Annotated in this window: 21 protein-coding genes and 1 pseudogene; 5 read left to right on the forward strand and 17 right to left on the reverse strand. The window is 43.8% G+C overall.

Annotated features, from left to right (window positions below; genetic code table 11):
* Positions 1-16: 16 nt before the first annotated feature.
* The 6 genes from AM506_RS02935 to AM506_RS02960 form a co-directional block, all read right to left on the reverse strand.
* Entirely contained in the window at positions 17-559 is a 543-nt protein-coding gene (locus AM506_RS02935; RefSeq protein WP_060670615.1) for an NADPH-dependent FMN reductase, read from the reverse strand.
* Between the two features lie 21 nt (positions 560-580).
* Positions 581-1,216 carry a response regulator gene (locus AM506_RS02940; RefSeq protein WP_060670617.1) on the reverse strand — a complete coding sequence of 212 codons (636 nt, stop codon included), beginning with the start codon at positions 1,214-1,216 and terminating at the stop codon, positions 581-583.
* Positions 1,217-1,230: 14 nt separating this feature from the next.
* Positions 1,231-2,346, reverse strand: a complete 1,116-nt coding sequence (locus tag AM506_RS02945; protein WP_060670619.1) for a GAF domain-containing sensor histidine kinase — start codon at positions 2,344-2,346, stop codon at positions 1,231-1,233.
* A gap of 175 nt (positions 2,347-2,521) precedes the next feature.
* The gene (locus AM506_RS02950) at positions 2,522-4,273 is read right to left on the reverse strand and encodes a phospho-sugar mutase (protein WP_060670621.1); all 1,752 of its coding nucleotides are present in this window, start codon (positions 4,271-4,273) and stop codon (positions 2,522-2,524) included.
* A gap of 213 nt (positions 4,274-4,486) precedes the next feature.
* Positions 4,487-6,028, reverse strand: a complete 1,542-nt coding sequence (locus AM506_RS02955) for a bifunctional GNAT family N-acetyltransferase/carbon-nitrogen hydrolase family protein (protein ID WP_034763158.1) — start codon at positions 6,026-6,028, stop codon at positions 4,487-4,489.
* A gap of 192 nt (positions 6,029-6,220) precedes the next feature.
* On the reverse strand, positions 6,221-7,894 hold the full coding sequence (locus AM506_RS02960) for a glycoside hydrolase family 13 protein (RefSeq protein WP_060670623.1): 1,674 nt from the start codon (positions 7,892-7,894) through the stop codon (positions 6,221-6,223).
* A 166-nt stretch (positions 7,895-8,060) separates the two neighbouring features.
* Here AM506_RS02960 and AM506_RS02965 point away from each other — a divergent pair, with 166 nt between their 5' ends.
* Positions 8,061-8,486 (forward strand): disulfide oxidoreductase, encoded by a 426-nt coding sequence (locus AM506_RS02965; protein ID WP_060670625.1) that lies wholly within the window; start codon positions 8,061-8,063, stop codon positions 8,484-8,486.
* A 1-nt stretch (position 8,487) separates the two neighbouring features.
* Entirely contained in the window at positions 8,488-8,961 is a 474-nt protein-coding gene (locus tag AM506_RS02970) for a thioredoxin family protein (protein WP_060670627.1), read from the forward strand.
* 180 nt (positions 8,962-9,141) lie between these two features.
* On the opposite strand, the gene AM506_RS02975 is transcribed toward AM506_RS02970, so the two are convergent.
* Positions 9,142-9,540 (reverse strand): DUF5365 family protein, encoded by a 399-nt coding sequence (locus tag AM506_RS02975; protein WP_235576026.1) that lies wholly within the window; start codon positions 9,538-9,540, stop codon positions 9,142-9,144.
* A 175-nt stretch (positions 9,541-9,715) separates the two neighbouring features.
* On the opposite strand from AM506_RS02975, the gene AM506_RS02980 reads away from it, so the two are divergent.
* Positions 9,716-10,600, forward strand: a complete 885-nt coding sequence (locus AM506_RS02980) for an RluA family pseudouridine synthase (protein ID WP_060670629.1) — start codon at positions 9,716-9,718, stop codon at positions 10,598-10,600.
* Between the two features lie 71 nt (positions 10,601-10,671).
* Here AM506_RS02980 and wrbA read toward each other — a convergent pair whose 3' ends face one another.
* The 8 genes and pseudogenes from wrbA to AM506_RS03020 form a co-directional block, all read right to left on the reverse strand.
* Positions 10,672-11,286, reverse strand: a complete 615-nt coding sequence (gene wrbA / locus AM506_RS02985) for an NAD(P)H:quinone oxidoreductase (protein ID WP_060670631.1) — start codon at positions 11,284-11,286, stop codon at positions 10,672-10,674.
* Positions 11,287-11,364: 78 nt separating this feature from the next.
* Entirely contained in the window at positions 11,365-11,766 is a 402-nt protein-coding gene (locus AM506_RS02990) for a DoxX family protein (protein ID WP_060670716.1), read from the reverse strand.
* A 281-nt stretch (positions 11,767-12,047) separates the two neighbouring features.
* Positions 12,048-12,878 (reverse strand): aldo/keto reductase, encoded by an 831-nt coding sequence (locus AM506_RS02995; RefSeq protein WP_060670633.1) that lies wholly within the window; start codon positions 12,876-12,878, stop codon positions 12,048-12,050.
* Between the two features lie 121 nt (positions 12,879-12,999).
* Positions 13,000-15,276: an RNA polymerase recycling motor HelD gene (gene helD / locus AM506_RS03000; protein ID WP_060670635.1), complete on the reverse strand. Its 2,277-nt coding sequence runs from the start codon at positions 15,274-15,276 to the stop codon at positions 13,000-13,002.
* Positions 15,277-15,595: 319 nt separating this feature from the next.
* Positions 15,596-16,864 carry a sensor histidine kinase gene (locus tag AM506_RS03005; protein ID WP_152968515.1) on the reverse strand — a complete coding sequence of 423 codons (1,269 nt, stop codon included), beginning with the start codon at positions 16,862-16,864 and terminating at the stop codon, positions 15,596-15,598.
* Positions 16,865-17,004: 140 nt separating this feature from the next.
* Entirely contained in the window at positions 17,005-17,937 is a 933-nt protein-coding gene (locus AM506_RS03010) for an ATP-grasp domain-containing protein (protein WP_060670639.1), read from the reverse strand.
* A 96-nt stretch (positions 17,938-18,033) separates the two neighbouring features.
* Positions 18,034-18,312: pseudogene (locus AM506_RS03015) on the reverse strand (MscL family protein); the annotation flags it as partial.
* 200 nt (positions 18,313-18,512) lie between these two features.
* Positions 18,513-19,472, reverse strand: coding sequence for a LacI family DNA-binding transcriptional regulator (locus tag AM506_RS03020; protein WP_060670643.1), 960 nt, complete (start codon positions 19,470-19,472; stop codon positions 18,513-18,515).
* A gap of 147 nt (positions 19,473-19,619) precedes the next feature.
* Between AM506_RS03020 and AM506_RS22640 the strand changes: the two genes are divergently transcribed.
* Both AM506_RS22640 and AM506_RS03025 read left to right on the forward strand, forming a co-directional pair.
* A complete protein-coding gene (locus AM506_RS22640) occupies positions 19,620-19,760 on the forward strand; it encodes a hypothetical protein (RefSeq protein ID WP_160316840.1) in 141 nt (46 codons plus the stop codon).
* A gap of 851 nt (positions 19,761-20,611) precedes the next feature.
* Positions 20,612-21,229 (forward strand): nitroreductase family protein, encoded by a 618-nt coding sequence (locus AM506_RS03025; RefSeq protein ID WP_200908405.1) that lies wholly within the window; start codon positions 20,612-20,614, stop codon positions 21,227-21,229.
* A gap of 44 nt (positions 21,230-21,273) precedes the next feature.
* Here the strand turns inward: AM506_RS03025 and cydC are convergent, their stop codons facing one another.
* Positions 21,274-22,992, reverse strand: coding sequence for a thiol reductant ABC exporter subunit CydC (cydC, locus tag AM506_RS03030; RefSeq protein ID WP_060670647.1), 1,719 nt, complete (start codon positions 22,990-22,992; stop codon positions 21,274-21,276).
* Positions 22,993-24,723 carry a thiol reductant ABC exporter subunit CydD gene (cydD, locus tag AM506_RS03035; protein WP_060670649.1) on the reverse strand — a complete coding sequence of 577 codons (1,731 nt, stop codon included), beginning with the start codon at positions 24,721-24,723 and terminating at the stop codon, positions 22,993-22,995. It abuts the gene before it with no gap.
* Positions 24,724-24,994: the final 271 nt, after the last annotated feature.

The raw sequence follows: 24,994 nt of genomic DNA on the forward strand, positions 1-24,994 counted from the left end.
AAAATGCCGATTTTTCTCATTGGGACGAAATTTCAGATTTGACCAGTTCAGCCGCTTTTACATACACCTTTAATTCCCTCATCAAGTCATCCACTAACTTGGCAGGGTCCTCTAATAGTCCATCTCCTTCATAATCAAAGCAGTGGGGGTCAAGAACAAGCTGCTTCGGAATGACATTTGCATACACTCCACGACCGACGATACGAAGATTATTCAAGCAGTTGATTCCGCCTTTCCCTCCCCCTGCGCATGCTAGAAGAGCAACAGGTTTATGGGCGAATTGCTCGCTGCTTAAGAAATCGAGTGCGTTTTTGAGTGCCCCGCTCATACCACTGTGATATTCCGGGGAAGCTAAAATGACGGCGTCCGCATCTTTCACTTTTTTCTTTAGTGATTGAACGGCGGCGACCTCCGATTGTTCCTGTTCTCCCGTATACAGAGGAAGGGAACCATCACTTAAATCAACAAGGTCACAATCATACGTCCTTGCAATGAATCTTGACGCAATTCCAGTGCGTCCACGTTTTCTCGGGCTTCCGTTAATAATTACGATGTTCATGTCATAAAAATCCTTTCCAGATTAATTTTTTGTCAACTGATGTTTCACGGCATAGAGTGCCGCTTGTGTCCGATCTGACACTTCCAGCTTGGAAAAAATGTTCGAAATATGGGTCTTGACGGTTTTTTCCGTAATATAGAGGCTTGAAGCAATCTCTTTATTACTCTTCCCTTTCGTCAGTTCAATCAAAACATCCTTCTCCCGCTTGGTGAGCTCATGAATTTTATGGGGAGGCTCTTGTTTCGTAATCCTTGTCAGTAAATGATTGGTTGCTTTCGGGTGAAGAGAATTTTCTCCCGATAGGAGTTTTCGGATTCCACTCACTAATTCATCGGGTTCAATGTCCTTTAACTGATACCCGGCCGCCCCTGCTTCTATAGCGGGAATGACGTGATTCTGGTCTGAAAAGCTCGTCAGCATCAGAATTTGAATATCCGGATATTTCTCTTTAATTTCCCTGGTCGCCTGGATCCCGTCCATGACCGGCATCATCAGATCCATTAGAATGATATCGGGTTTCAAGGTTGCAGCCATTCGGACGGCCTCTTTCCCATCACTCGCTTCACCGACAATATCCAAGTCTTTTTGTGTTTTCAAAAAGAAAACCAACCCTCTCCGCACGACGTGGTGATCATCTGCTATCAATACTCTAATCATTTACCCGGCACCTCCTAATACGGTAATTGAACTGTTATGATCGTTCCCATTCCAAGCTGACTGTCGATGGTCAACGTACCACCAATGCTTTTTACACGTTCTTTCATACTTTGGATCCCTACTGAAGGGAGGGACTGCATTCCGTCATATTGGAATCCATATCCTCTATCTTCAATTGTCAAATGAACGAATTGCAAATCACTTTTCAATGTATAGAGGATGTGTTTCTCCCCGGAATGCTTCTTACAGTTATTCAGTGCTTCCTGACTGACACGCCACAACACTTCTTCTATTCTAGAGCTTAAGGAAATGACTCCTTCAACTTTTGTCTCCAAGGTTAATCCAAGCATCTCTGCGTATCCTTTGGCTGCTTCCACGACTCCATTCTCAAGTCCATGGGGTCTCAATTGCCAGATGAGAGCCCTCATTTCCGATAATGCTTCCTGAGCCATACCTTGAATCGTTTTGAACGTATCCTTCACTTCTTCATCACCGGTCATTTCTGCCCCTCCCCTTGCCGTTAACGTAAGGGAGAACAGCAATTGATTGACCGAATCATGAAGATCTCTTGCCAGTCGGTTCCTTTCTCCGATCAATGCGACTTCCTGCTCTTTTTTCGTGAGCAGAATGCGCTTGATGGCGGATCCGATCTGGAAGGCAACCGATTCAAGAAGCGCCAGTTCGTCTGTTGTGAAGTGGGTCTTGTTCGGTGCTGCGACATTCAATAACCCAAAGGACTCATCCCCTGACTGGAGGGGAACCGTCGCATGATGCGTAATATCATCTGTATCTTCCCTGTTATCTTCGATGGCCTGCTCGATCCGCTGACATTCAATAATATTGGACGCTTTGGTGAGCTTACCTTTGCGAAATCGATTCACACACCAGCACCCACCCTTTTTCATGGGCTCACATTTGCGGTCTGAGAGGGATCCAGGCAGGTTCACATACGAAACAAGTTCGTGGCTTCCTTCTTCTTCAATGAAAAAGATCCACCCTGTTGTAAAGTTTGAACCCCCGATCAGCTTCTTCAGTGCACCCGAAAGCATGGATTCAAGCTCTGTTTCGTTATTCAGCAATTCGGCTATCTCTTTCAAAAGTCCGATATTTGAAAGGGATTCAGAATTCATGTTCATCGTCCTCTCTGATCCTATACTACTATTATATAGATTTCTCACAAATCCGGTATTATCAAAAAGAATGATAACACCCTACGACCTTTGACTGAAAACACATGTTCTCATCACAATTCAAAAAACAAGAGATGCAGGAACACATCTCTTGTTTTTTGAATGATGAAAAGGTTTACGCTTTCCCTACAGAAGAACGGATCATCTTCTCTACTTTCGACATGATGCTTTCTTGCAGAGCTTGTAATTTATCATCGCTATCGCTTTCGGTCTCACCGATCACGCTGAAATAGAACTTGATCTTCGGTTCGGTCCCTGATGGACGGAGGCAAATCCAAGACCCATCTTCAAGATGGTATTTCAAAACATTGGAAGAAGGCAGATGAATGGAGGATTCCTCACCGGATACCGAATCCACTTTCTTACTTACTTTATAGTCCTCTGAAGAAACAACACGTAAGCCGGCCACTTCTTTCAATGGTTCGTTCCTGAAGTCCTTCAGGATTCCCTGAATTTGTTCGGCCCCTTCTTTTCCTTTAAGGGTAAGACTCTTCAGTCCTTCCTTGTAGAATCCGTGTTTTTCGAATAATTCATTCAACACATTGTATAGCGTTTTACCTTCTTTTTTATAATAAGCAGCCGCTTCTGCTGCCATCAATACAGCTTGGATGGCATCTTTATCACGGGCGAAGTCGCCGATTAAATATCCATAGCTCTCTTCATATCCGAATAAGAATGAATACTCACCTGTTTCTTCGTATTGCTTGATTTTTTCACCGATGAATTTAAAACCTGTCAGTACATCCTCGACTGAAGCTCCATAATGCTCAGCGACTTTACGGCCCAATTCGGATGTCACGATGGTTTTGAATACCCGGCCGTTTTCAGGGATCATGTTCTTCTCCTGTTTCCGGGCAAGGATATAATCCAGAAGGATGGCTCCTGTCTGGTTTCCGGTAAGGAGGATATACTCGCCTGTTTCGCCTTTAACCGCTACACCTAAACGGTCTGCATCGGGGTCTGTCGCAATCAGGATATCCGCGTCGATTTCCTTCCCGTCACGGATGCTGTATTCAAACGCCGCTTTATCCTCAGGGTTGGGAGACTTCACTGTTGTAAATTCAGGATCAGGGACTGCCTGTTCCTTCACAATGTGAACCTGCTCATATCCTAATGCTTTCAAACCTTTTTCTGCCATCTTCAAGGCTGTGCCATGCAGTGGTGAGAAGACGATTTTCAAATCGGTTTCCTTGGCGATCTGAGGCTTCTCTGAAATCGAAATCAAATGTTCCAGGTATGATTGATCGATGTCATCCCCGATCATTTTAATCAGTCCGGCTGATTTTAATTCTTCTTCGGTCTGAACATGGATTTCCAGTTCGTTTTCAACGGCGTTCACTTTCTCGATCACTGCATCCGCTACATGTGGCGGAAGTTGTGAACCATCTTCCCCGTACACTTTATACCCATTGTATTCAGGCGGATTATGGCTTGCAGTGACAACGATGCCGGAGAATGCATTTAGCTGACGCAGGGCAAATGAAAGCTCCGGTGTCGGCTTCAATTCATCAAAGACATATGTTTGGATGCCATGGGTTGCCAGGGTTTTCGCTGACTCCATGGCGAATTCAGGTGATTTATAACGGGAATCGTAAGCGATTACAACTCCGCGATTTTTAGCCTCCTGCCCTTGTTCTTCTATGTATCGTGCCAGTCCTTCAGAGGCTTTTCTGACTGTATAGATGTTCATTCGATTGGTTCCGGGACCGATTTCTCCCCTCATTCCACCAGTACCGAATTCCAGGTCTTTGTAGAATGCGTCTTCCAAGGTCTTTTCGTCGTCTTTCATTGACTCTAAAAGTTCATTGACTTCTTTGTCCAGATGTAAGTAGCTGCTCCATTTTTCCCAAGATGTTTTCCAACTCAAAACGATCCCCTCCTAATGCTGTATAATAATGAATTCTATCATATATTGTAGAATTCCTTCTAAAACAATCCGTCACATGTCGACAAGATTCGTTTAATCCTTATTTTAGCATAATTTTCATTTGAAAGAATCAGTATGTTTACTGTGGAATGGTAAACATGCTTTCATAGATAAAGCCCCGCTGAACAATTCAGCAGGGCCTTTTAATTTGCATTATTTTTTATAGTTCACTCCATAAACGTCATGGCGTCGGTCTTTGAGTTGACGGACGGTTCCTGATTGGCGTTGGCGGCGGAGGACTTCGAGGTCGACGTCTCCGATCATGACCATTTCGATGTTCGGATTGGTTTCCCCGACGATTCCGTCGCGTGCGAATTCGAAGTCGGACGGTGCAAAGATGCCGGACTGGGCATATTGGATGTCCATATTTTCCGTTTGTGGAAGATTACCGACCGTACCGGAAATGACTGTATAGATCTGGTTCTCGACAGCACGTGCCTGCGCACAGTATCTGACGCGCAGGTAGCCTTGGCGATCCTCTGTACAGAATGGGGTGAAGATGATCTTCGCCCCTTTGTCTGTTGCGATACGGGCAAGCTCAGGGAATTCAATATCATAGCAGATCTGAATCGCGATCTTCCCGCAATCCGTATCGAAGACCCTGACAGAATCCCCGGGGCTGATTCCCCACCATTTACGTTCATTCGGTGTGATATGAACCTTGTATTGCTTCTCGATCGTCCCATCGCGGCGGAAAAGATAGGCAATATTGTAGATTTCATCGTTTTCTTCCTTGACGAAGTGAGATCCTCCAATGATGTTGACATTGTACCGAACAGCAAGGTCCGTGAATAATTCAATATAATCCTCTGTGAAATCCGTCAACCTTCTGACAGCAAGGCTTGGTGATTGAATGTTCAGGAATGACATGAGCTGGGTGGTGAAAATCTCAGGGAACACCACGAAATCCGATTTCGCATCGGAAGCCACATCGGTGAAATACTCCACCTGATTCGCAAACTCTTCAAAGGAATTGATTTTCCGCATCATATATTGAACGACACAGATCCTGACCGGATAGCTCGTTTTGAAGTGACGTTTGCTTGATGGACGGTAGTCGACATTATTCCATTCCATCAGTGTGGCGTATTTATGGGACCGCTTATCATCCGGCAGGTAGTTCGGATTGATCCTCATCAGGGTGAATCCATTCAGAAGCTGGAACGACAGCACGGGATCGTATATCTTATGACGCCCCACTGAATCCACATACTCCCTTGGAGACATTTCATCGGAATGTTTATGATAATTCGGGATTCGTCCCCCGATGATGATACTCTTTAAATTCCACTGCCTGGCAAGGTCCTTCCTTGCTTCATACAGACGATGCCCCACCTTCATGCGCCGGTAATCCGGATGCACCATCACTTCGATCCCGTACAGATTATAGCCATCGGGGTTGTGATTCGTTATGTAACCATTATCCGTTACATCATCCCATGTATGGCGGTCGTCATACTCATCAAAGTTAATGATCAGACTCGAGCATGATGCGATGATTTCCCCATCTAATTCAGCTACGAGCTGACCTTCCGGAAACACTTCGAGGTGACTTTCCAGATGCGCCACTTTCCATGGGTCCATCCCCGGAAAGCAGACAGACTGCATATTGATAATATCTTGAATGTCCTTATGTTCCATTGGACGGATGATCATTTTCTTTTCAAATTGTGATAAGTCCAGTTTTTCTGCCATCTATGATCGACTCCTTCATAAAATACCTGAATTATATACCCTTATAGTGCACTGTTGAAACGAAGTTCATGACAGTCCATCTCTTTTATTTTAGCAAAGGGGTGAGGATTTTTTGAAGAAATATGATTTGTCTTTATATATTCTTGAAAAGCCAGCAGTGGTGGATTACTGCTCCAGATGCTTCATTTCATACTAGCCTTTGAAATAATACACCGTTGCTTCCCAAGGGTTTAAAGTAAATGCATCTTTTTCATGCAGCCCTTCGTTTGTTATGAGGACTTCAGCCTGATTGATATCAAATGAAGCAATGTTGTCGATGACTTGCTCTTCTCCTGACACATTGCAAAGAACGAGGAGCTTTTGATTCCCATGAGTCCTCGTATAGGCATATACGGAAGGGTGATCGGCATAGTGAAGCTCGAATGTTCCGTATAGAATGATGTCATGCTCTTTGCGGATTGCGATCAATTTTTGGTAGTAGTAGAAAATGGATTCCGGATCGTTCAAAGCTTTTTTGGCATTGATTTCTTTGTAGTTCGGGTTACTGGCGATCCAAGGTTCTCCTTCTGTGAATCCAGCGTGCTCCGTACTGTCCCACTGCATAGGAGTCCTTGCGTTGTCTCTTCCTTTTACGTAAATGGATTTCATGATTTCCTCAGGATGGATTCCAATCGCCATTTTTTCCCGATACATGTTCAGGGTTTCGATATCCTTGTAGTCGTCAATGGACGAGAATCGGACATTCGTCATTCCAAGCTCCTCCCCTTGATAAATGTAAGGGGTCCCCTGCATCATGTGGAGGAGGGTCGCAAGCATCTTCGCAGACTTCGCCCGATACTCCCCATCATCGCCTAGTCTTGAAACGATTCTTGGCTGATCGTGGTTGTTCCAATACAAACTGTTCCAACCCTTACCGTGCAGTTCAGTTTGCCATTTAGTCAGGATTGATTTCAATTTCACAAGATCGAATGGAATCACGTCCCATTTCCCTCCTGGACCCGAATCGACATCCATATGCTCGAATTGAAATACCATATTCACTTCATTGCGGTCTTCCCCCGTGTAAAGTACGGCTTCCTCCGGTGTCACACCCGGCATCTCACCAACCGTCATCGCCTCATAATGAGAGAGGACCTCTTGATTCATTTCCTGGAGAAATTCATGAATGCGTGGACCGTTCATAAAGTACTCATGACCGGAAGCATACGTTTTGCCTTCAGGGTTCGGCGCATCTGGTAATGTCGGCACTTTCGATATAAAGTTGATGACGTCCATACGGAAACCGTCGATTCCTTTATCCAGCCAGAATTTCATCATCTCATAGATTTCCTGACGCAACTTCGGATTTTCCCAGTTGAGATCCGGCTGTTTTTTAGAAAAGAGATGTAAGAAATATTCTTCAGTCGCCTCATCAAATTCCCAGGCAGAACCGCTAAATACAGATTCCCAGTTATTCGGCTCTTTACCGTCTTTTCCGTCACGCCAGATATAATAATCACGATATGGATTATCCTTTGATTTCCTGGATTCCACAAACCAGCCGTGCTCATCGGAAGAATGATTCACCACTAGATCCATCACAAGCTTCATACCACGTTTATGAATTTCTCCAAGCATTTCTTCCCAATCAGCCATCGTGCCGAACTCATCCATGATTTTTTTATAGTCGCTTATATCATATCCATTATCATCATTCGGGGATTCGTAGACAGGAGATAGCCATATCACATCAATACCCAGTTCTTTCAAATAATCCAATTTAGAAATGATTCCCTTGATATCCCCCACACCATCACCATTGCTATCCATGAAACTGCGAGGATAAATTTGATAGACGACTGATTCTTTCCACCATTGTTTTGTCATATGTGTTTTCCTCCTGTTAGATCCGTCAGTATCAGCAAACGCTTTCTGCAACCGCTTGCACAAATCGTTAAAAAAATATCACATTTCTTCATAAAGTTTTCTCATTTTACTTTTATAATAATATCATACTATAATTTGATAGAATATATGTAGAAAGGAATTCTATATGAATAAAAAAGCAGATTCTCTGTTATTCCTGGCTTGGGCTTCTTCCCTGATCGCCACGATGGGGAGTTTATATTTCTCTGAAATTATGAAATATGAGCCATGCGAGTTATGCTGGTATCAGCGTATATTAATGTACCCGATGGTGATTTTACTAGGAGTGGCTTATGTACGCAAAGATTTTAAAGCGGCAATATATTCTACGATTTTTTCCGGTATCGGACTTCTTATTTCGATTTATCACTACTCTATCCAAAAAATTTCGATTCTAACTGAAAGTGCCCCTGCCTGCGGACGCGTTCCTTGTACAGGTGAATACATCAACTGGTTCGGTTTTATCACGATACCGTTCCTTGCACTTTTGGGATTCACCATCATCTTCATTTCAAGTGTTATCGTATTAAAAGCTATAAAGGAGGAAAAATAGATTGAAGAAAATCATCATATTCCTGGTGGCAATTGTCGCATTATTCGCAGCTATCGCCATTGTCACAAGCGTCCAGAACAGTCAAAAAGCCGAGGGGAATAAATTCAAAAAAGAAAACCTCGATCCTGCGACCGTTGAATTGCTGGATGATCCGAACTATCAAAATGTCATCCTTCCCGAAGAACTGGAAGATAAATTAAAGAACAAAGAAGATGCAACCGTATATTTTTACAGCTCTACTTGTATCCATTGTAAAAGGACAACACCTACCCTCGCGCCTCTTGCCGAAGATATGGGAGTCGACATGGTTCAGTACAATCTCCTTGAATTCGAACAAGGCTGGGATCAATATGGAATCGAAGCCACACCTACACTCGTTCATTACAAGAATGGAAAAGAAGTGGCGAGAATCGTGGGAGAACATCCTAAAGAAGATTTCAAATCATTTTTCGAAGAGAACGTAAAATCAGAATAAAAAAAGAGGGGCTGACTTTTCCAAGAGTCAGCCCCTTTCAAATGAGGAGGAATTTCAAGATGAAGATACGTTGTATCTTCAGGATTAGCTTATTACTTGCTATTTTCCCCTCCCATGAACCTTTCAAACATGTTAATGAGAATTTTCTAAAGTATCTAACTATTGAAGACGTGTTACAGCTTACACAAGCAGCTGGTTATCTGCCCTCGAGTAAATGCTCAGATTATGTTTACATTCCGATTCTTCCGTAAATTGATCATACGATAAAGGGAAGAACATACCAAAGCTTTGAAGAATCCCGGCATTGTGATAGAACATATCTTCATATACGTCTTCATTTGAGCCGCTTTCAACGATGGAAATCAGCGTTTGCAGACTTGAGATTACTTGAAATGCTTCCTTAAGGGTCCCGAAATATTCAAAGTTTCTCGTCGTCGTATGTAATACTTGCATATCATCGAATTGTTCGATTTCATCATCTGTGAAATAATCAGGGAAAATAGTACAATACATGTACTGTATAAGCTCTTGAATTTTGTCTTCTTGTTCATGTGTTGATGCTAGTAAAACTTTCACCATCATAACCCACCTTTGTAATGGTTGTAATCTCTCTGTAATAGATATATTAAGGATAACATAGAAGTAGAATCAACAGCGTGGTAATTATACCCATGGATTTGGGTTGAATAGGGGTTACGGTAGGATTAAATACCCACAAGAGTATAAGATTTTTGTCATTTAAAGGAGTTTTTTGATGAAAACAAGGAAAATAGGCGAACGATTCGACCTAGTCATTCCAGATAATTGGAAAAATGTAACGATTGAAACAATTATTAGAAACCACTGGCAGGCTCCTAAGAAAATGGTTCATTCCATGAGGATGGAAGGTGATGTCAAAGTGAACGGAGAGCTGATTTCATGGACTGCTCCACTTTCACAAGGGGATATTCTACAGATCCGATTATTCAAGGAAGTCGAATACGATGTTCCCCCAACCTACGGGGAACTGGACGTGTTGTTTGAAGATGAACATTTGATTGTCGTCAATAAACCCGCCGGGATCGATACTCATCCGAATACTCCTGATGAAACGGATACCCTGGCCAATCTTGTCGCTTTCCATCATCAGGCCCAAGGGGAAAGCTGTCGTGTCTTGCATATCCATCGATTGGATCGAGATACGTCCGGCGCAATCATCTTCGCCAAGCATGCATTAAGTAAAGCGATACTTGACCGGCTTCTTGCCGAGCGGCAGATCAAACGTACCTATCATGCCCTGGTTCACGGTCGATTGAAACAGAAAAAAGGCACCATTTCCGAACCGATCGGGAGAGATCGTCATCACAACACGAGAAGAAGGGTTTCGCCTTCCGGTCAGGATGCAGTCACTCACTATACAGTATTGGAAGTCAGGAATCCGTATACACTCATCGAAGTACAGCTTGATACCGGCCGTACGCACCAAATCCGTGTACATATGAGCCACATCGGTCACCCGCTGGTAGGCGACATTTTATATGGGGGAAAGCCGGTATTCACCAGGCAGGCACTCCATGCAGCACGGATTTCGTTCCCTCATCCGCTGACGGGTGAAAGGATTGAATGTGAAGCGGACTGCAGTGATGATATAGGGTTGTAATAGATTCCATCAATTAAGCACAAAAAAAGACCTGGTCACTCCATATCACGAGTGATCAGGTCTTATAATATTTATTTCAATCCATTTTTCACCGCTGCAGCGATTTGGATCGTACGGCGGGTTTGGTGTTTCACGGCAGGTTCAACGGACTCAACCATATTGCCTTCCTGATCGACCGTTACACTCGTACCGTATGGATTTCCTCCAGTTGCAAAGCTTGATTGGTCTGTGTATCCAGGTGCTGCGATGATGGCACCCCAGTGCATCATTGTTGTGTACAGAGCCAGAACCGTTTGCTCCTGGCCACCGTGTGAGTTACTTGCAGATGATGTGGCGCTCACTACTTTGTTGGCAAGTTTCCCATTGAACCAAAGGCCTCCAGTCGTATCAAGAAACGCTTTGACCTGAGAAGGTACATTTCCGAATCTGGTTGGAACGTTGAATAGATAAGCGTCTGCCCATTCCAGATCATCCAGGGTTGCTACCGGGACCGTATCTTTTGTTTCTTTATAGTGCTTTTCCCATGCCGGATTGGAAGCAATCGCGCCTTCTGGTGCAGTTTCTTCAAAGCGAAGCAATTTCACTTCTGCCCCTGCTTCTTTCGCAGCCTCTTCTGCCCATTTCGCCATCTGATAGTTGGTTCCTGTTGAACTGTAATACATGATTGCCAATTTTACGTTAGACATAATCAAAATCTCTCCTTTTAACATGTTTTTATTTATAGTAATTGGGTGAAACACAGAATCAGGTTGCATGTAAATCCATTAAGAAAATAATAATGCATCTATTGAAAAGCTCCCTGCTCCGACAAGGGCTACCCCTAGTGCCACAACAATGAGCATCACATTATATTCTGTACCATTTTGCGTTGCCCAATAACCGTTTGCACCGTGAACCTTCACGATGGCCACGATCATTGTGCCGATGATGAGCAGTGCACCTAATGGGGTAAGGAAGCCTGCGGCAAACAATAATCCACCCGCTACTTCGGATATCCCTGCAAGTAACGCCATCGTTCTTCCCGGTTTGATTCCAATCGATTCAAAGAAACCTCCCGTGCCCTGTATCCCATGCCCTCCGAACCACCCAAATAATTTCTGTGTTCCGTGAGCAGCGAATGTTAAACCTACTACCAAACGAATAACCAATAAACCGAACGCAGCCAGTGCTGTCATCTTATTTCTTCCTTCATGTTTTCCCTTCGAGATTTCGCTTCAAACATTTCAAATTCAATTATTCTTATGTCAACTATCTTGAATTTGAGATATATAATTAAAAAAAGAGACAAGTTATCTCGAATATGATTATTTTGATTTCGAGATAATTGTATAATACTCTTCTCCACTCTGTCAATAACAATTTGCAACATTCTTTAAAATGGGTTGGAGGGATACAAAAAGAGGTCCGTCCCTCTTCTCTGGAGGGACGGACCTCTTCGTATCATCGATTAAAAATCGAAGTTGTCTGGATCTGGACCAAAACGTTCGTCCAGGTTCAGTTGGTTGATTTGATTCATTTCTTCCAGTGATAGTTCGAAGTTGAACAGATCTGCATTTTCTTTGATGCGGTTTTCATGAACTGACTTTGGAATGATGATGACATCATTCTGAAGGTGCCAGCGCAGAATCACCTGTGCAGCAGACTTTTCATGCTTCTCTGCAATATGGTTCAAGGTTGGTTCATCCAGGACACGCCCTTGAGCGATTGGTGACCACGCTTCTACTGCGATATTCTGTGAAGCACAGAATTCTCTTATTTTTTCCTGATTCAGACGAGGATGTAACTCGATTTGATTTAATACAGGCTTTTCATTGCTGTTTTTCATTAAGTCTTCCAGATGATGCTGATGGAAGTTACTTACACCGATTGACTTGATCAATCCTTCTCCGTGCAGCTTCTCCATCGCTTTCCACGTATCATTGTACTTTCCTTCTACCGGCCAGTGAATGAGATACATGTCCAGATAATCCATATCGAGCTTTTTCAGGCTCGTTTCAAATGCTTTTAAAGTCGTATCGTAGCCTTGATCACTATTCCACACTTTCGAAGTGATGAACAGGTCCTCTCTTGCTACTCCACCTTCTTTCACCCCTTGACCTACGCTTTCTTCATTATCGTAGATTGCCGCGGTATCGATGGAACGGTATCCTGACTGAATCGCAGTTCGAACAGCCTGCACCGTTTCAGACGGATCTTTCATTTGGTAAACTCCTAAACCGACATAAGGAATTTCGATTCCGTTATGTAGCATTTTCGTACTCTGTAAGTTTTTCAACATATTGCATCCCTCCTGATTCATTATTTTACAAACTTAAAGGACAGAAAGCTAATTTTATGATTCCGGGATATTCCTTGCTCAGAAAAGGTCCGTCCCTTAACCGAGGGACGGACCTTTTCTTCTACTTTGCCTGCTGGCCGATGAATTGTTCTCTTTTTCTTCCTATGAAGGCAAGCTTATGGAGGGGTCGTGTCATGGCCACGTACTGGAGCTTGATGTCGAGTTCGTTTTCCGGGTTGAATGATTCTTCCACCGCAGCGATGATGACCACGTCAAACTCGAGTCCTTTTGAGAGATAGGAAGGAACAACGACGATTTGATCTTTCGGGATCGATTCCTGTTCTTCCAACAACTTTACTTTCCCAGGCTGCTTCTCTTGAAGGATTTCGCTTATTTTCACACAGTCCTTCATGCTTTTTCCGATGACAGCGAAGGTTTGGAATCCTTCTTTTCGTCCTGAATCCACTTTCTTCTCGATGAAGGAAGCGAGTTCATCCACTTGCACATACTCATCAAAGCTCGGAGCATCTCCGTGTCGCACCACCGGATTGACTTTAGGAAAATCATACGGTAAGAGACTCAGCAGTTTATTCGCTTCCTCCATGATTTCGATCGTCGTACGGTAGCTTTTTTGAAGCTCGGTATAGGTCGCCCTCGGAAAGATGTCCCGATAGACAGGTTCCCAGGACTGAAGACCCCGGTATGAATGGATTCCTTGAGCAAGGTCCCCGACCAGGGTAAACATATCGGTCTCAAGAGCACGTTTTAATGAATAGAGCTGCATATAGCTATAATCCTGTGCTTCATCTATGACGATGTTTTTCGCTTTATGGAATTTATCGATTCCGAATAAATAGGATTGCAAGTATAGAAGGATAGCCAAGTCTTCTACTTCATACTGCTTTTTCTTTGCATATTTCAATGTGTAGTGACAGAGCTGTTCCGCCTGTCTGCCGCTGAGCTCCCCTTTCGAGTAGGAAGCAAGGCGCACAGGATCAGAGAACAACTCGATGAAATATTGATGCAGTGTTTTCTTTTCAAACTGCTTCATGTATGCATTGACGCTTGTTCGTATTGCTTTTTTGATCTCGTCCACGCGCTCTATTTTCTTATCCAATGCTTTCGAGACATATTCCTTTCGGTTCCCTGCCTTTGAACGTTCAAAGAGTGCCGTTTCGATTCGCTCATCAAAGAATTTCTCCACTCTCTCAACCATTTGCTTCTTGTTCGAGCGGACGTACCCTTGAAGAAGTGACTTCAGCTTTTCCATCCTGCGATAGATTGGCATATACGTATATTCCTCTTTGAAAAGGTGGGTGAACCTTTTGGCTGTGTAGAGCTTGTATTTATCCACATAGAAGTCCTTTGATGTATAAAAGCGCTGTTCGACTTCTTCTATATAATGCTCGAGAATTCTCCTGAATGCTTTAGACCCTTTGAATCCGGATATCCATGATGCGGTCTCTACCTTTTCATCATGGGTCTCGATCAAATGAATGAGCTTGTTATCTTCTACAATGGTAAGCTTCTTCTCTAAGCAGGTCATGACATAATCCGTGAATGTCGTTTGCCTTACCCGTTCCACCCCAAGTTCCGGCAGCGCTTCTGAAATATAGTCGATGAACAAATTACTCGGAGCCAGAATCATCAGTTGTCTCGGATCAAAATGCTGTTTGTAGTTGTAAATAAAATAAGAAATCCTGTGAAGGGCAATGGTTGTTTTCCCGCTTCCCGCTGCCCCCTGTACAATGATCGGCTTGTTTAAGTCGGCCCGGATGATCCGGTTCTGTTCCTCCTGAATGGTGGAAATGATTTCAGTCAGGCGGTTACTGGAGCTTTTAGCTAATGAATCTTGAAGCAGTTCATCCGTGGTCGTTAAGTCAATATCGCGAATTTCTTCCAGGAATCCATCTTCGATCATATATTGCCGCTTCAAGGACAAATCACCTTCGTACGTCTCGCCTTCCGCCACGTACGACACATCGCCGATCCTTCCTTCGTAATACAGGTTTGCGATGGGAGAGCGCCAGTCCACGATGATCTGCTCCTGGTTCTCCCGCTGATACAGGGAGGTCTTCCCGATATAATGCTTCTCCACCTTGTCGGAGCCCTCATGTTGAAAATCAATCCGGGCAAAGTACGGTTTCGTCTTAGCTTTCGTGAGGGATTCCAATTCTTCTTTGGACATCTCAAAAAAGCTTGAGTTCGTCAAGATATCGATGTAGGCAGCACTCGACTCTCCCCAATCCATATCTCCAAAAGCTTTTTCCATGTTTTCCTTATACTTTTCCTTACTCGTCTGGGATGTGCTGATGACCACATCAATATAGCGCTTTGTAAACTCTAACCGTTCTGATTCACTTGAAAAATCGGGATGAATAGTCGATTCCTTCGTCATACATTTCTCCTTCCAAATGTTTTAGCCGCAATGGAGAAAAAACGTCTTGCCAATTCCACCAAGGTAACGACTCTCGGTGGGGAAAACGTTTATAACGAAAAGCAGAGGCGGCTCGATCAGGCCCGACAAGCATAAGATGAGTCTGGCGAAGGCGTTTTTTGCCTTCTTGAGAGACTCATCTTATGACCTCAAGGGCCTAACCGCCTGAGCTAAACAATATTAAGACATATCGAAATCTGTAAAAATTATGTAGGCGTTTGGGAGCAGAAATATATATTATCAGATAATTCAGGAACATACAAGTAGAAAAACCCTCCACCTATTTAGATGAAGGGTCCTTCACTTGATCCACAGGGAACACAATCTGAAAAGTCGTGCCTTTGCCCACTCGACTCTCCACGGTAATGACACCCCTCATGGCTTCGATGATCCGGTATGAAACCATCAGTCCGAGGCCCGTCCCTTTTTCTTTTGTAGAGAAATAGGGTTCGCCGAGTCTCTCTTGTTGATCCGGGGTCATCCCGCCTCCAGTGTCAGTGATGGAAATGCTTATGGTCCCTTTGTGAACCTTCGAAAGGATCGTGAGTGTACCTCCATCAGGCATGGATTCGATGGCGTTTTTGATGATGTTGAGAAAGGCCTGTTGAAAACTGCGGGTGTTCCCTATGATGGAGGCATCCTCGATCTGTTTATGTACAAGCACCGATTGTTGATTACTCAAGGGCTCAACCATGTCGGCGAGCTTATGAAGCTGCTCCGAAATGGAGATATTCTCCACTTGATCCGGATCCGGTTTGGCAAATGTGAGATAATCGTTAATGATCTCTTCTGCCCTGTTCAGTTCGGATGAGGCAATGGTTAAATATTGTTCCCTTTTCCCCACGGGAAGATTATCTTGATGGAGCAGTCTCAGGAAACCTTTGATCACCGTCAAAGGATTTTTCACTTCATGGGAAATGCTCGCAGCAAGCTGAGAGAGTACTTCCATCTTTTCTATTTTCACGAGTGCTTGTTTGATTTGAATCTGTTTCAGCAACGTCTCACATATGTATGTCAGCATCAGCATGCCCAGGGAAGGGAGGAGAATGAAATTTATTAGATAGCTTTCGTCAATCACAAACACAGTCATTGCCTTCGCTATAAGAGCCGCTGCGATGGAATGAATCGTAAAAAGCACCACTGAGAAGATGATCTTCTTCCTGCTTGATAACCGGTTGAAGTCGAACCATTTCATCCCGATGAGCGTCAAGAGATAGATCACGGCATAAATCACGAATGCCACCACACTCCAACTGTAAATCATCGTCCTGGATACCAATAAGACAGCAAGCAATGCGAGACCTGTCAATGGACCTCCATACAGAATGCCGAGAACAAATGGAATCATTCTGAGATCGTGGACACAATATGGGTTATTGTATATGGGGGAAAGCATGCACAGTATAATGGCGATACTTAAAGAAACAAGGGTTGCAAACCTTGTATACCAACCGTGTATCATCTTTTTTTCAACAAGGAAAAAAATTAAAAAAATACTCAAAATGATATAAAAGAAATTATTAATGACATCCTGATTAAAAATAATCATCCTAACCCTTTGACCTTTCACAGAAATTGTCTTCTTTATAGAAATTCTACCATACTAATCCCTCTATCGTTACAATTATATATGTAATGAGGTATTTACATAAGAGAACTCTCCTGTATACCTACAGGAGAGTCATCACCTTACACCGTTTTCAATTGTTCACCGAGATATTTTGCCAGCTCAAGCATTCCGTATTGTCCAGACTTCGCCTCGGCATCTTTATTGTAATTCGTATTCGTGTTCACATCATACGTGTAGATGCTGCCTTCTTTATCCTGGATAAATTCAATACCGGCAATATCGATTTGGTTCGCATGCAAAAACGATTCATATGATGTCAGGATGTCGTGTGAAAAATTCTCTCTGATCTGAAATTTAGGCTTGTCTTCCTGTTCCCCTACAGGACAGAATAGATCATCCACTTGACATACATCAGCAGGACATAATTCGAATCCTTCCGATGTATCCACCTTCACTGCATACATGAACTTACCACCTATGAATTCGCAGCGTGTAATGGATGCATCCGGTGCTTCGATGTACTCCTGTATGAGTGTCGTACCGTCTAACGGTTCTTCAAATTCATCACTGTATACATAATTCTTCAATGCTTCCACGGATTGGAACAACTGAACTCCCAATCCTTTTCCTGCACGATTATGCTTTGTGATGAAAGATGGTTTATCAAGCTTTTCAGCAGCTTCGATTATTTGTTCTTTCCCAACTGCTGCAATGGTTTCCGGTGTCTTGATGCCTGCAGCATTCAAGGCCATATACTGATTCACTTTACTTACTTCCAAGCGAAGGGCACGGCTTCCATTCAGGACTTTTCTTTCGTTCCGCTCTAACCAGGATAGAACGGTTTCAGTCAATTCCGGTGCAAAACGATGGTTTCGCGTATGTGAGGAGGCACTGATTCGATTATAGAAAATACCTTCCGGCGGCTCTGATGACAAATCGACGAGTCCACGGTCAAGGAACCATTCCTCATAAGGCAATTGGAGTTCATCAAGCCTGGACGTTAAATGATTGGTCCATTCACTGTTTTCATGAATGATATGAATTTTTTTCATGATCATTACCCCATTTGTACGTATGATTTTAAAATATAGTCTTGTAACACAAAGTAATCCTACTATAAAAGTAGGATTTAGGCAATCATCATGTATTCACTTTGGCTTACGATCCGTCCTCATTTGAATTTTCAAGCCGCTTTTCGTTAGGAGTTCACGGGCTTTGACAGGTGCCTCTATACGTGCACTCCTAAAATCCTCCTTGAGGATGTCTCTGATTTCCTGCAGGACTCCAAGATTGTTCGTCCGATTTACCTTGGAAGCCTGATCAATGACAGTTAAGCGGTTCACCAGTTTAACCATGAGAAGAATACTCGTGGCAATAAGAATAAGATCAACCAATGAGCCAAGGAACTTCCCCAATCCAATCACCCCTGTCTTATCTGAGGATGCTTCACTAGTTTAAGATATGGTGAAAAGGAGTGAGTTATGAAGACTATAAAATTTCTTATAAAAGATATCTTCCTACGATTGCGATTAACACAATACATGCGACAACCCCCATCAGGATGACGAGTCTCTTTTCTTCCTTGTTCCCCTGCATTGTTTTCCCTCCCTCTTATGAGTTTCACAACTTAGACGCTTCCACGTTCAAACAATTTTGTATTCAATATGACCGGATCAGGATGTTTATTATCCAGAAATAGTTTAAATGCTTCTTCCCCCACTTTTCTTATCGGTACTTCAAAAGATGTGATATTGAGGGCATCGGCAAGGGGATGGTTATCAAAGCTAAGGATTGCCAGGTCGTCTGGAATCATGATTGATCTTTTTCCTGCCTCTGCCACCATGCCCGCCGATACTTGATCGCTCGTTACGATAAGGGCGGAGGGCTTTTCTTCCATCTCTTCCCATGCACTCAACACATCCCGCCCGTCTTGAAGATCGTAGCAGTCATTAAAAATCCACTCGTCACGCACGGGATGGCAGGCAGCCTCTGAGCCGTCGAAGAAACCCCTGATCCGCTCTTCGCTATTCGTCCCGAATCTCCTATGCAAACACAACCCGATTTGCGAGTGCCCTTTAGAATGAAGATACTCGAGCGCACTGCGAATCCCCTGATAATGATCAATGAACACCTTTTTATAAGTGGGGTCGAACACATTTTCACAAAACACTACATTAGGATTGATAAATGAAGCAAGAGCATCCAAAGAATTGGAGCGTGACGTCAGGATCAACCCATCCACTTCTTTCATCTGAAGTCGATGAAAGGCATCCAGTTCAGCTCCCCTGTCATAATCACTCTGAAAAAGTTGGAGGTGATAACCGTATTTTAACGCTTCCCCCGCTATGCCTTGAAGAATCTCTCCGAAATAAGGGAGATTCAAATAGGGTAGAATCACTCCGATACTATAGGTTTTCCCTTTTGATAAATGAACGGCGTTCGCGTTCTTTATATAGTTTAACTGCTCCACAGCATGGAGGACCTTCCTGCGCTTCTCTTCTTTCACATAAGGATGATCATTCAATACCCTCGAAACCGTTGACACAGAAACTCCTGCAAGCTTCGCAATACTTCTAATATTTGTCATACCCATACCCCTTAAGTAACGATTTTCCAATCAAAAATTATCTCTTTAATAAAACGCTTGCCCTGAAACGCGTTTCACACTTTAAAGTGAAATCATGCAAGGATCCCATCGCTATTCATTCACAAAACATGATAAGGAGGCCATACTATGCTCGGCATTTTATCCATACCCGTTCTCTGTGCCATCATCATCGGCGGAAGTTACGCTGCACTAAAGCCCATCCATTTCCAAACTTCCTACGATCAAAATGATCCCTTTGAGCACATCTACAACTCTAATCTCCTTTAATTCGTACGAGGCTTGAACATAACTGTATCCATTTTCTCTAAAGACAAAAAATTAGTTAGGATCACTTGTTACACCGCTTTTGATTTCCGTGCAAGACTTCGCTTTCCTCGGGCGGAAGGCAAGCCTCCTCGTCGCTGACGCTCCTGCGGGGTCTTACCTATTCCGCTTCTCCCGCAGGAGTCTTCGTCTTGCACTCCAATCAATAGCTAGATCCTGCTTTATAAACTGAATGTGCTTTAGCAATAATAATAAAAGGACCATCACACCAAAGTTGTTGTTATACATACACAGACTACAGTTTTCGAATGTTCGCTCATTTTGGATGTATCGGAGCAGAATGAGTCATTCACGTCAGATTAGAAAGAGTAAGTGTATAATTTTACAGTAATCGGTCACTGCAACTCATAGAATGAGAGTTGGTAAATGTGATGGTGAAGCAATCTCTACATTACATTGTTATAGTGAAGATTTACACTTGGAAAGTTGATTGGAGCGGAAGGTGCTCGACTCCGACGGGAACAGCGGGAAAGTTGAGACCCCACAGGGCAAAAGCCCGAGGAGGCTCAACTCACGCCCCGCGGAAAGCGAGCACCTGCAGCGGAAATCAACCACTACTCGCTACAGACAAAAGCAACAGTATTAGTATAAATAACCATATGATAATTCCGAACCATTTTCTTTTATACTAATAACATCCACCATGACTGGTTCTTTCACACATCCTAAAACGTCATTCCTTGACGCATACTAAAACGTCGGTTATATTGGTCGTATTGCTTAACAGCTTACAAAAAGTAAGTAACATACAACTATATACCACATTATAACATTTCTTCATACATCAAGGAGGCATACTCATGGATAATTTCTTTCAAATCGTCGACGAACGCCGCTCTACGAAAGTATACGACCCTCATGTGGAAATCCCCCGTGAGGAATTAGTCAGCCTGCTCGAATCGGCTGGAAAAGCTCCATCTGCCTGGAATCTGCAGCAATGGAAATTCCTTGTATTTGACCATAAAGAAGTACAGGAACGATTACTTCCGATTGCTTATCACCAGCAGCAGGTACATGATGCTTCTGCTGTCGTGGCTATACTCGGTGACCTTGAAGCGGATAAGAACATCGATCCCGTTTTTGATCCTGCGATTGAAAAAGGCGAAATGACGGCAGAAATCAAAGAGATCCTGAAAAAACAAATCGAAGGCGCGTACAGCCGTGAAGAATACCCGCGGGACGCTGCATTCAGCAATGCTTCACTCGCTGCCATGCAATTCATGCTTGCCGCGAAGGCGAAAGGCTGGGATACTTGCCCCATCGGCGGATTCAATCCGGCTGCCCTCATAAGCGAATTCAATGTATCGCAGCGTTATCTTCCAATCATGCTGATTACAATCGGAAAACCGCTTCAAAAAGCACGGAAGACAGATCGACTGGATATCCGTAACTTAATTGATTGGGCAGAATAAGACGGGAAAAAGCCACTACCATAGGTGTGTGGCTTTTTTTTTCGTTAAAAAAGTACGCTCTTTTCAATTTGTTTCATTTTATAGAAATGCCCCTTTTTACTCATCAGCTCCCCATAGCTGCCTGCTTCCACGACCTTCCCTTTGTCCATCACGATGATCTGATCCATTTCTTCAAGTCCCGTTAACCGGTGACTGACCAGAATGAGTGTATCACCTTCGGCTGCTGTATACAGATGGTCGAAAATCTCTCTTTCCATCAATGCATCAACGGAAGATGTCGGTTCGTCGAGCATCCATAACGGTGAGTCTTTCAAAAGGGCCCTTGCGATCGCCAGCCGCTGCTTTTCACCCCCGGAAAGATTCTCTCCTTTCTCTAATACTTCATCCTCTAAAGAAATATGATCCAGTTTCACTATATCCAATGCCGACTCCATTTCTTCTTTTGTCAAATCATCACGTACCAGCATCAGTTTTTCCTTTATTGTGCCGTAAAAGAAATGGTTTTCTTGAAGGACGACATTGGCATTCCGCCACAATGCCTCTTTATCGATATCCCTAATGGAAGCATCATTGACGAAAATCGACCCTTCATCCGTTGGATAAAAGTGTAATAACAATTGAAGTAATGTCGACTTTCCTGATCCCGATGGTCCCACGATCGCTGTTTTCGAACCTGCGGGAAGTTCGAGACTCACCCCGTCCAATGTCTTTCTTTCCTCACCGTCAAAGGAAAAACTCACATCCTTCATGCAAAAGGAAGGAACATCCCCTACAAGGACCAACCCCAATGGAGGTCCGTCCCTCTCGATGGGTTCTTCGGGTATGATGGTAGAGAGTCTGCTTGCAGCACGGCGCGAATCTTCATAGTGGGTCGGCAGGATCGCCATTGGTGTTGCGTTTTCGAATACAGTTAATGAAATCATGACAAGCATGGCAAGGAATATTCCGTCCAATTGACCAGCTGCTACTGAATAAGCCCCCAAAGCCAGAACAATCCATGAAATGAGCAGGGAAACCAGGATGTTCGTTGAATGACTAAAGAGAGAATACCGGCTCTCCCTTTCCTGCTCACTCACATAACCTGCAGCTGCCTGAACAAGACTTGCCTCTTTATCCTCCAGTCTGCGATAGATTTTCAGGTCCCTGAATCCATAAAGAAATTCCGTCACCTCCGACGATAACTCCCCTCGTCTTTCACGTAGGGTCGCCTCTATTTTTCTCTGTTTAAAAGCGAAGTAGGCGGGTACGATATAGCCTGTCAACAATAGACCTCCGAGGGTGACCAAGGCAATCGAAACAGAGTAAAACAGTGTAAACAAAATCGTGCTTAAAAATACCATCACCAGGATGACGGGGGGATAAAAGACACGGATAAAGAAATTCTGCAGGCTCTCAACATCCCCTACGATTCTTGAAAGAAGATCCCCGCTTCGATAACGCCCGAAAATCCCCGGTGCAAGCGGCTCGATTTTTTCGTAGATGGAAACCCTCAAGTTCGCCAAGATCGTGAACGTAGCCCGATGGGAATAATAACGTTCCCCATAGCGGCTGACCGCCTTCGTTAAACCAAACAATTTTAAAAGAGCAATCATGACTGTCAGGGCGTAAAGCGGTACCTCAAGGGCCGCTTTGGAAATTAAATATCCACTCGAAGCAAATAGTCCCACCGAAGTTATTCCAGCCAGAAAGCCCAAAAGAACCGAATACACAATATCCTTTTTTTCCTTCATCATCAGCTTCACGACAAATGCTAATTCTTTCATCTAACGTTTCACCCCTTGCTGTACATTCACCATTTCACGATAGTGGGGCGCCGATCTCATGAGCTCTTCATGAGTTCCAATCCCAGCCACTCTCCCCTTATCCAACAACAAAATGCTATCCGCTTTACGTATCGTATGAAGACGGTGCGCTACAGTAATGACGGTAGCTTCCTTAGTCAATTCCTCCATCGAAGACTGCAGGATTTGCTCCGTCACAAGATCCAATCCGGTTGTCGGTTCATCAAACAGGATGAGGGACGGACCTTTGAGAAACGCCCTTGCAATGGCAATGCGCTGCTTCTCTCCTCCGGAAAGGCCTCTTCCCGCTTCCCCGACCGGTGTATCATAACCCTTCTGAAGTCCTGAAATCATTTCGGAAATCCCCGCTTTCTCAGCAGCGGATTCAATTTCTTCACGGGTGACTCCCACTCTTCCCCCGACCGCAATATTCTCAGCTATCGTGCCGGAGAATAAGTACGGATTTTGTGAGATGTAACTCATTTGATCAAACCAGTCTCTTTCCACGCATTCGCTTCTTGATACTCCATTAATGAGAAGATCTCCCTCTGAAGGATTAAGTAATCCCCCTATCAGATGAAGGATGGTTGTCTTCCCCGCTCCACTCTGACCGACGATCGCTACTTGGCCCCGTGATGGGAAGACTGCGTTCACCCCTTGCAGGGCATATCCTTTTTCTCCATAGGAGAATCCGAGGTTACACAGTTCGATCGTAGAAGGATTCCCATTTGATATGGGTTTCCTCTCCCCCCATTTAACAGGCTGATCTTTTTCCTGAAGCTCCTCCATGACTTTCTTTGCGGCACCCATGCTCCCACGCCCGGTATGAAACGCATGCCCAAGCTCTTTTAAAGACTGATAGAATTCCGGTGCCAGGACAAGCACGAAGAAAGCGGTAAAGAATGGGATACTCTCAAAGACTACCAATCTCAGCCCCACCTCCAGGGCGATCAGGCCGATGCTCAGCATCGAAATGAACTCAAGCATCAACGAAGACAAAAAGGCCGTCTTCAATACTTCCATGGTCGCTTCCCGAAAGTCCAGACTACTTGATTTGATTCCATCTTTCTGCCGTGCCCCCCTACCAAGTAACTTTAAAGTGGTCAATCCTTGAAGAGTATCGAGGAATCTTCCAGAAAAAGCGGTCAGCTTGTCCATCTGCTTCTCGGATTTCTTCTTGGTCATGACCCCGATGATGGCCATGAATAATGGGATGAATGGAGCCGTCACCACCATGATCAAACCTGTGTACACATGCTCCGTAAAGATGGTGATCAACAGGATCAAAGGAACGATGGTGGTCTGAATCCTTTGAGGTATATACTGACTGTAATACCCGTCCAACCCATCGACCGCATCCATCATCGTGCTGACCTTTTGTCCGGACTGACCCTGAATCGATGCCTGAAGAGGGTTTTTTGCCCATTTCGTTAACAGCCGTTTCCTCAAATCCCTCTTTACCGTTGCGGCCATCCCGATACCTGTCCGTCCATTGACATATGTAAGGAAAGCCCTCCCCGTAAGAATAACAAGCAAAGCTCCAAGCATCGGGAGGATTTCCTGAAACGCAAGCTTCTCTATAAAAATGGCATTGACAATGCTTACGAGCAAATAAGCCTGTCCAACAACGACTCCCCCCATCAACAGGGACGCCCCGTATAGGGTCATTGTTGATGCTCTTTGCTCTTTAGCTAATTGATTAAGCTCTTTCATCGCTGCTCTCAACTCCAAGGTTAAAAGTTAGTGAAATATTTCACAATATAATACCTCCATTATAGTAAATTTATTCCCTTTCTGCATCTTTTGGGATTGACCGTTTTGTGACAATTTAATAATAAAAAATAGGCTGGGACATAACTAGCTTCTAATAGTAAAAAAAGGTGAATTTGAGCTTGCTCAAATTCACCTTTCTTATTTTTTTGTGTAAATACTTCTATAATTTAGTTGTTGGCAATGAATTTTCTTAAATTCACTGCCATTAACG

It is taken from the genome of Rossellomorea vietnamensis (assembly GCF_001305855.1).
Classification (GTDB): domain Bacteria; phylum Bacillota; class Bacilli; order Bacillales; family Bacillaceae_B; genus Rossellomorea; species Rossellomorea vietnamensis_A.

Bases quoted from the DNA above. Each gene is read 5' to 3' on its own strand.
- AM506_RS02935 (WP_060670615.1), bottom strand. From the start codon at position 559: ATGAACATCGTAATTATTAACGGAAGCCCGAGAAAACGTGGACGCACT.
- AM506_RS02940 (WP_060670617.1), bottom strand. From the start codon at position 1,216: ATGATTAGAGTATTGATAGCAGATGATCACCACGTCGTGCGGAGAGGG.
- AM506_RS02945 (WP_060670619.1), bottom strand. From the start codon at position 2,346: ATGAATTCTGAATCCCTTTCAAATATCGGACTTTTGAAAGAGATAGCC.
- AM506_RS02955 (WP_034763158.1), bottom strand. From the start codon at position 6,028: ATGGCAGAAAAACTGGACTTATCACAATTTGAAAAGAAAATGATCATC.
- AM506_RS02960 (WP_060670623.1), bottom strand. From the start codon at position 7,894: ATGACAAAACAATGGTGGAAAGAATCAGTCGTCTATCAAATTTATCCT.
- AM506_RS02965 (WP_060670625.1), top strand. From the start codon at position 8,061: ATGAATAAAAAAGCAGATTCTCTGTTATTCCTGGCTTGGGCTTCTTCC.
- AM506_RS02975 (WP_235576026.1), bottom strand. From the start codon at position 9,540: ATGGTGAAAGTTTTACTAGCATCAACACATGAACAAGAAGACAAAATT.
- AM506_RS02980 (WP_060670629.1), top strand. From the start codon at position 9,716: ATGAAAACAAGGAAAATAGGCGAACGATTCGACCTAGTCATTCCAGAT.
- wrbA (WP_060670631.1), bottom strand. From the start codon at position 11,286: ATGTCTAACGTAAAATTGGCAATCATGTATTACAGTTCAACAGGAACC.
- AM506_RS02995 (WP_060670633.1), bottom strand. From the start codon at position 12,878: ATGTTGAAAAACTTACAGAGTACGAAAATGCTACATAACGGAATCGAA.
- helD (WP_060670635.1), bottom strand. From the start codon at position 15,276: ATGACGAAGGAATCGACTATTCATCCCGATTTTTCAAGTGAATCAGAA.
- AM506_RS03005 (WP_152968515.1), bottom strand. From the start codon at position 16,864: ATGATTATTTTTAATCAGGATGTCATTAATAATTTCTTTTATATCATT.
- AM506_RS03010 (WP_060670639.1), bottom strand. From the start codon at position 17,937: ATGAAAAAAATTCATATCATTCATGAAAACAGTGAATGGACCAATCAT.
- AM506_RS03020 (WP_060670643.1), bottom strand. From the start codon at position 19,472: ATGACAAATATTAGAAGTATTGCGAAGCTTGCAGGAGTTTCTGTGTCA.
- AM506_RS22640 (WP_160316840.1), top strand. From the start codon at position 19,620: ATGCTCGGCATTTTATCCATACCCGTTCTCTGTGCCATCATCATCGGC.
- cydC (WP_060670647.1), bottom strand. From the start codon at position 22,992: ATGAAAGAATTAGCATTTGTCGTGAAGCTGATGATGAAGGAAAAAAAG.
- cydD (WP_060670649.1), bottom strand. From the start codon at position 24,723: ATGAAAGAGCTTAATCAATTAGCTAAAGAGCAAAGAGCATCAACAATG.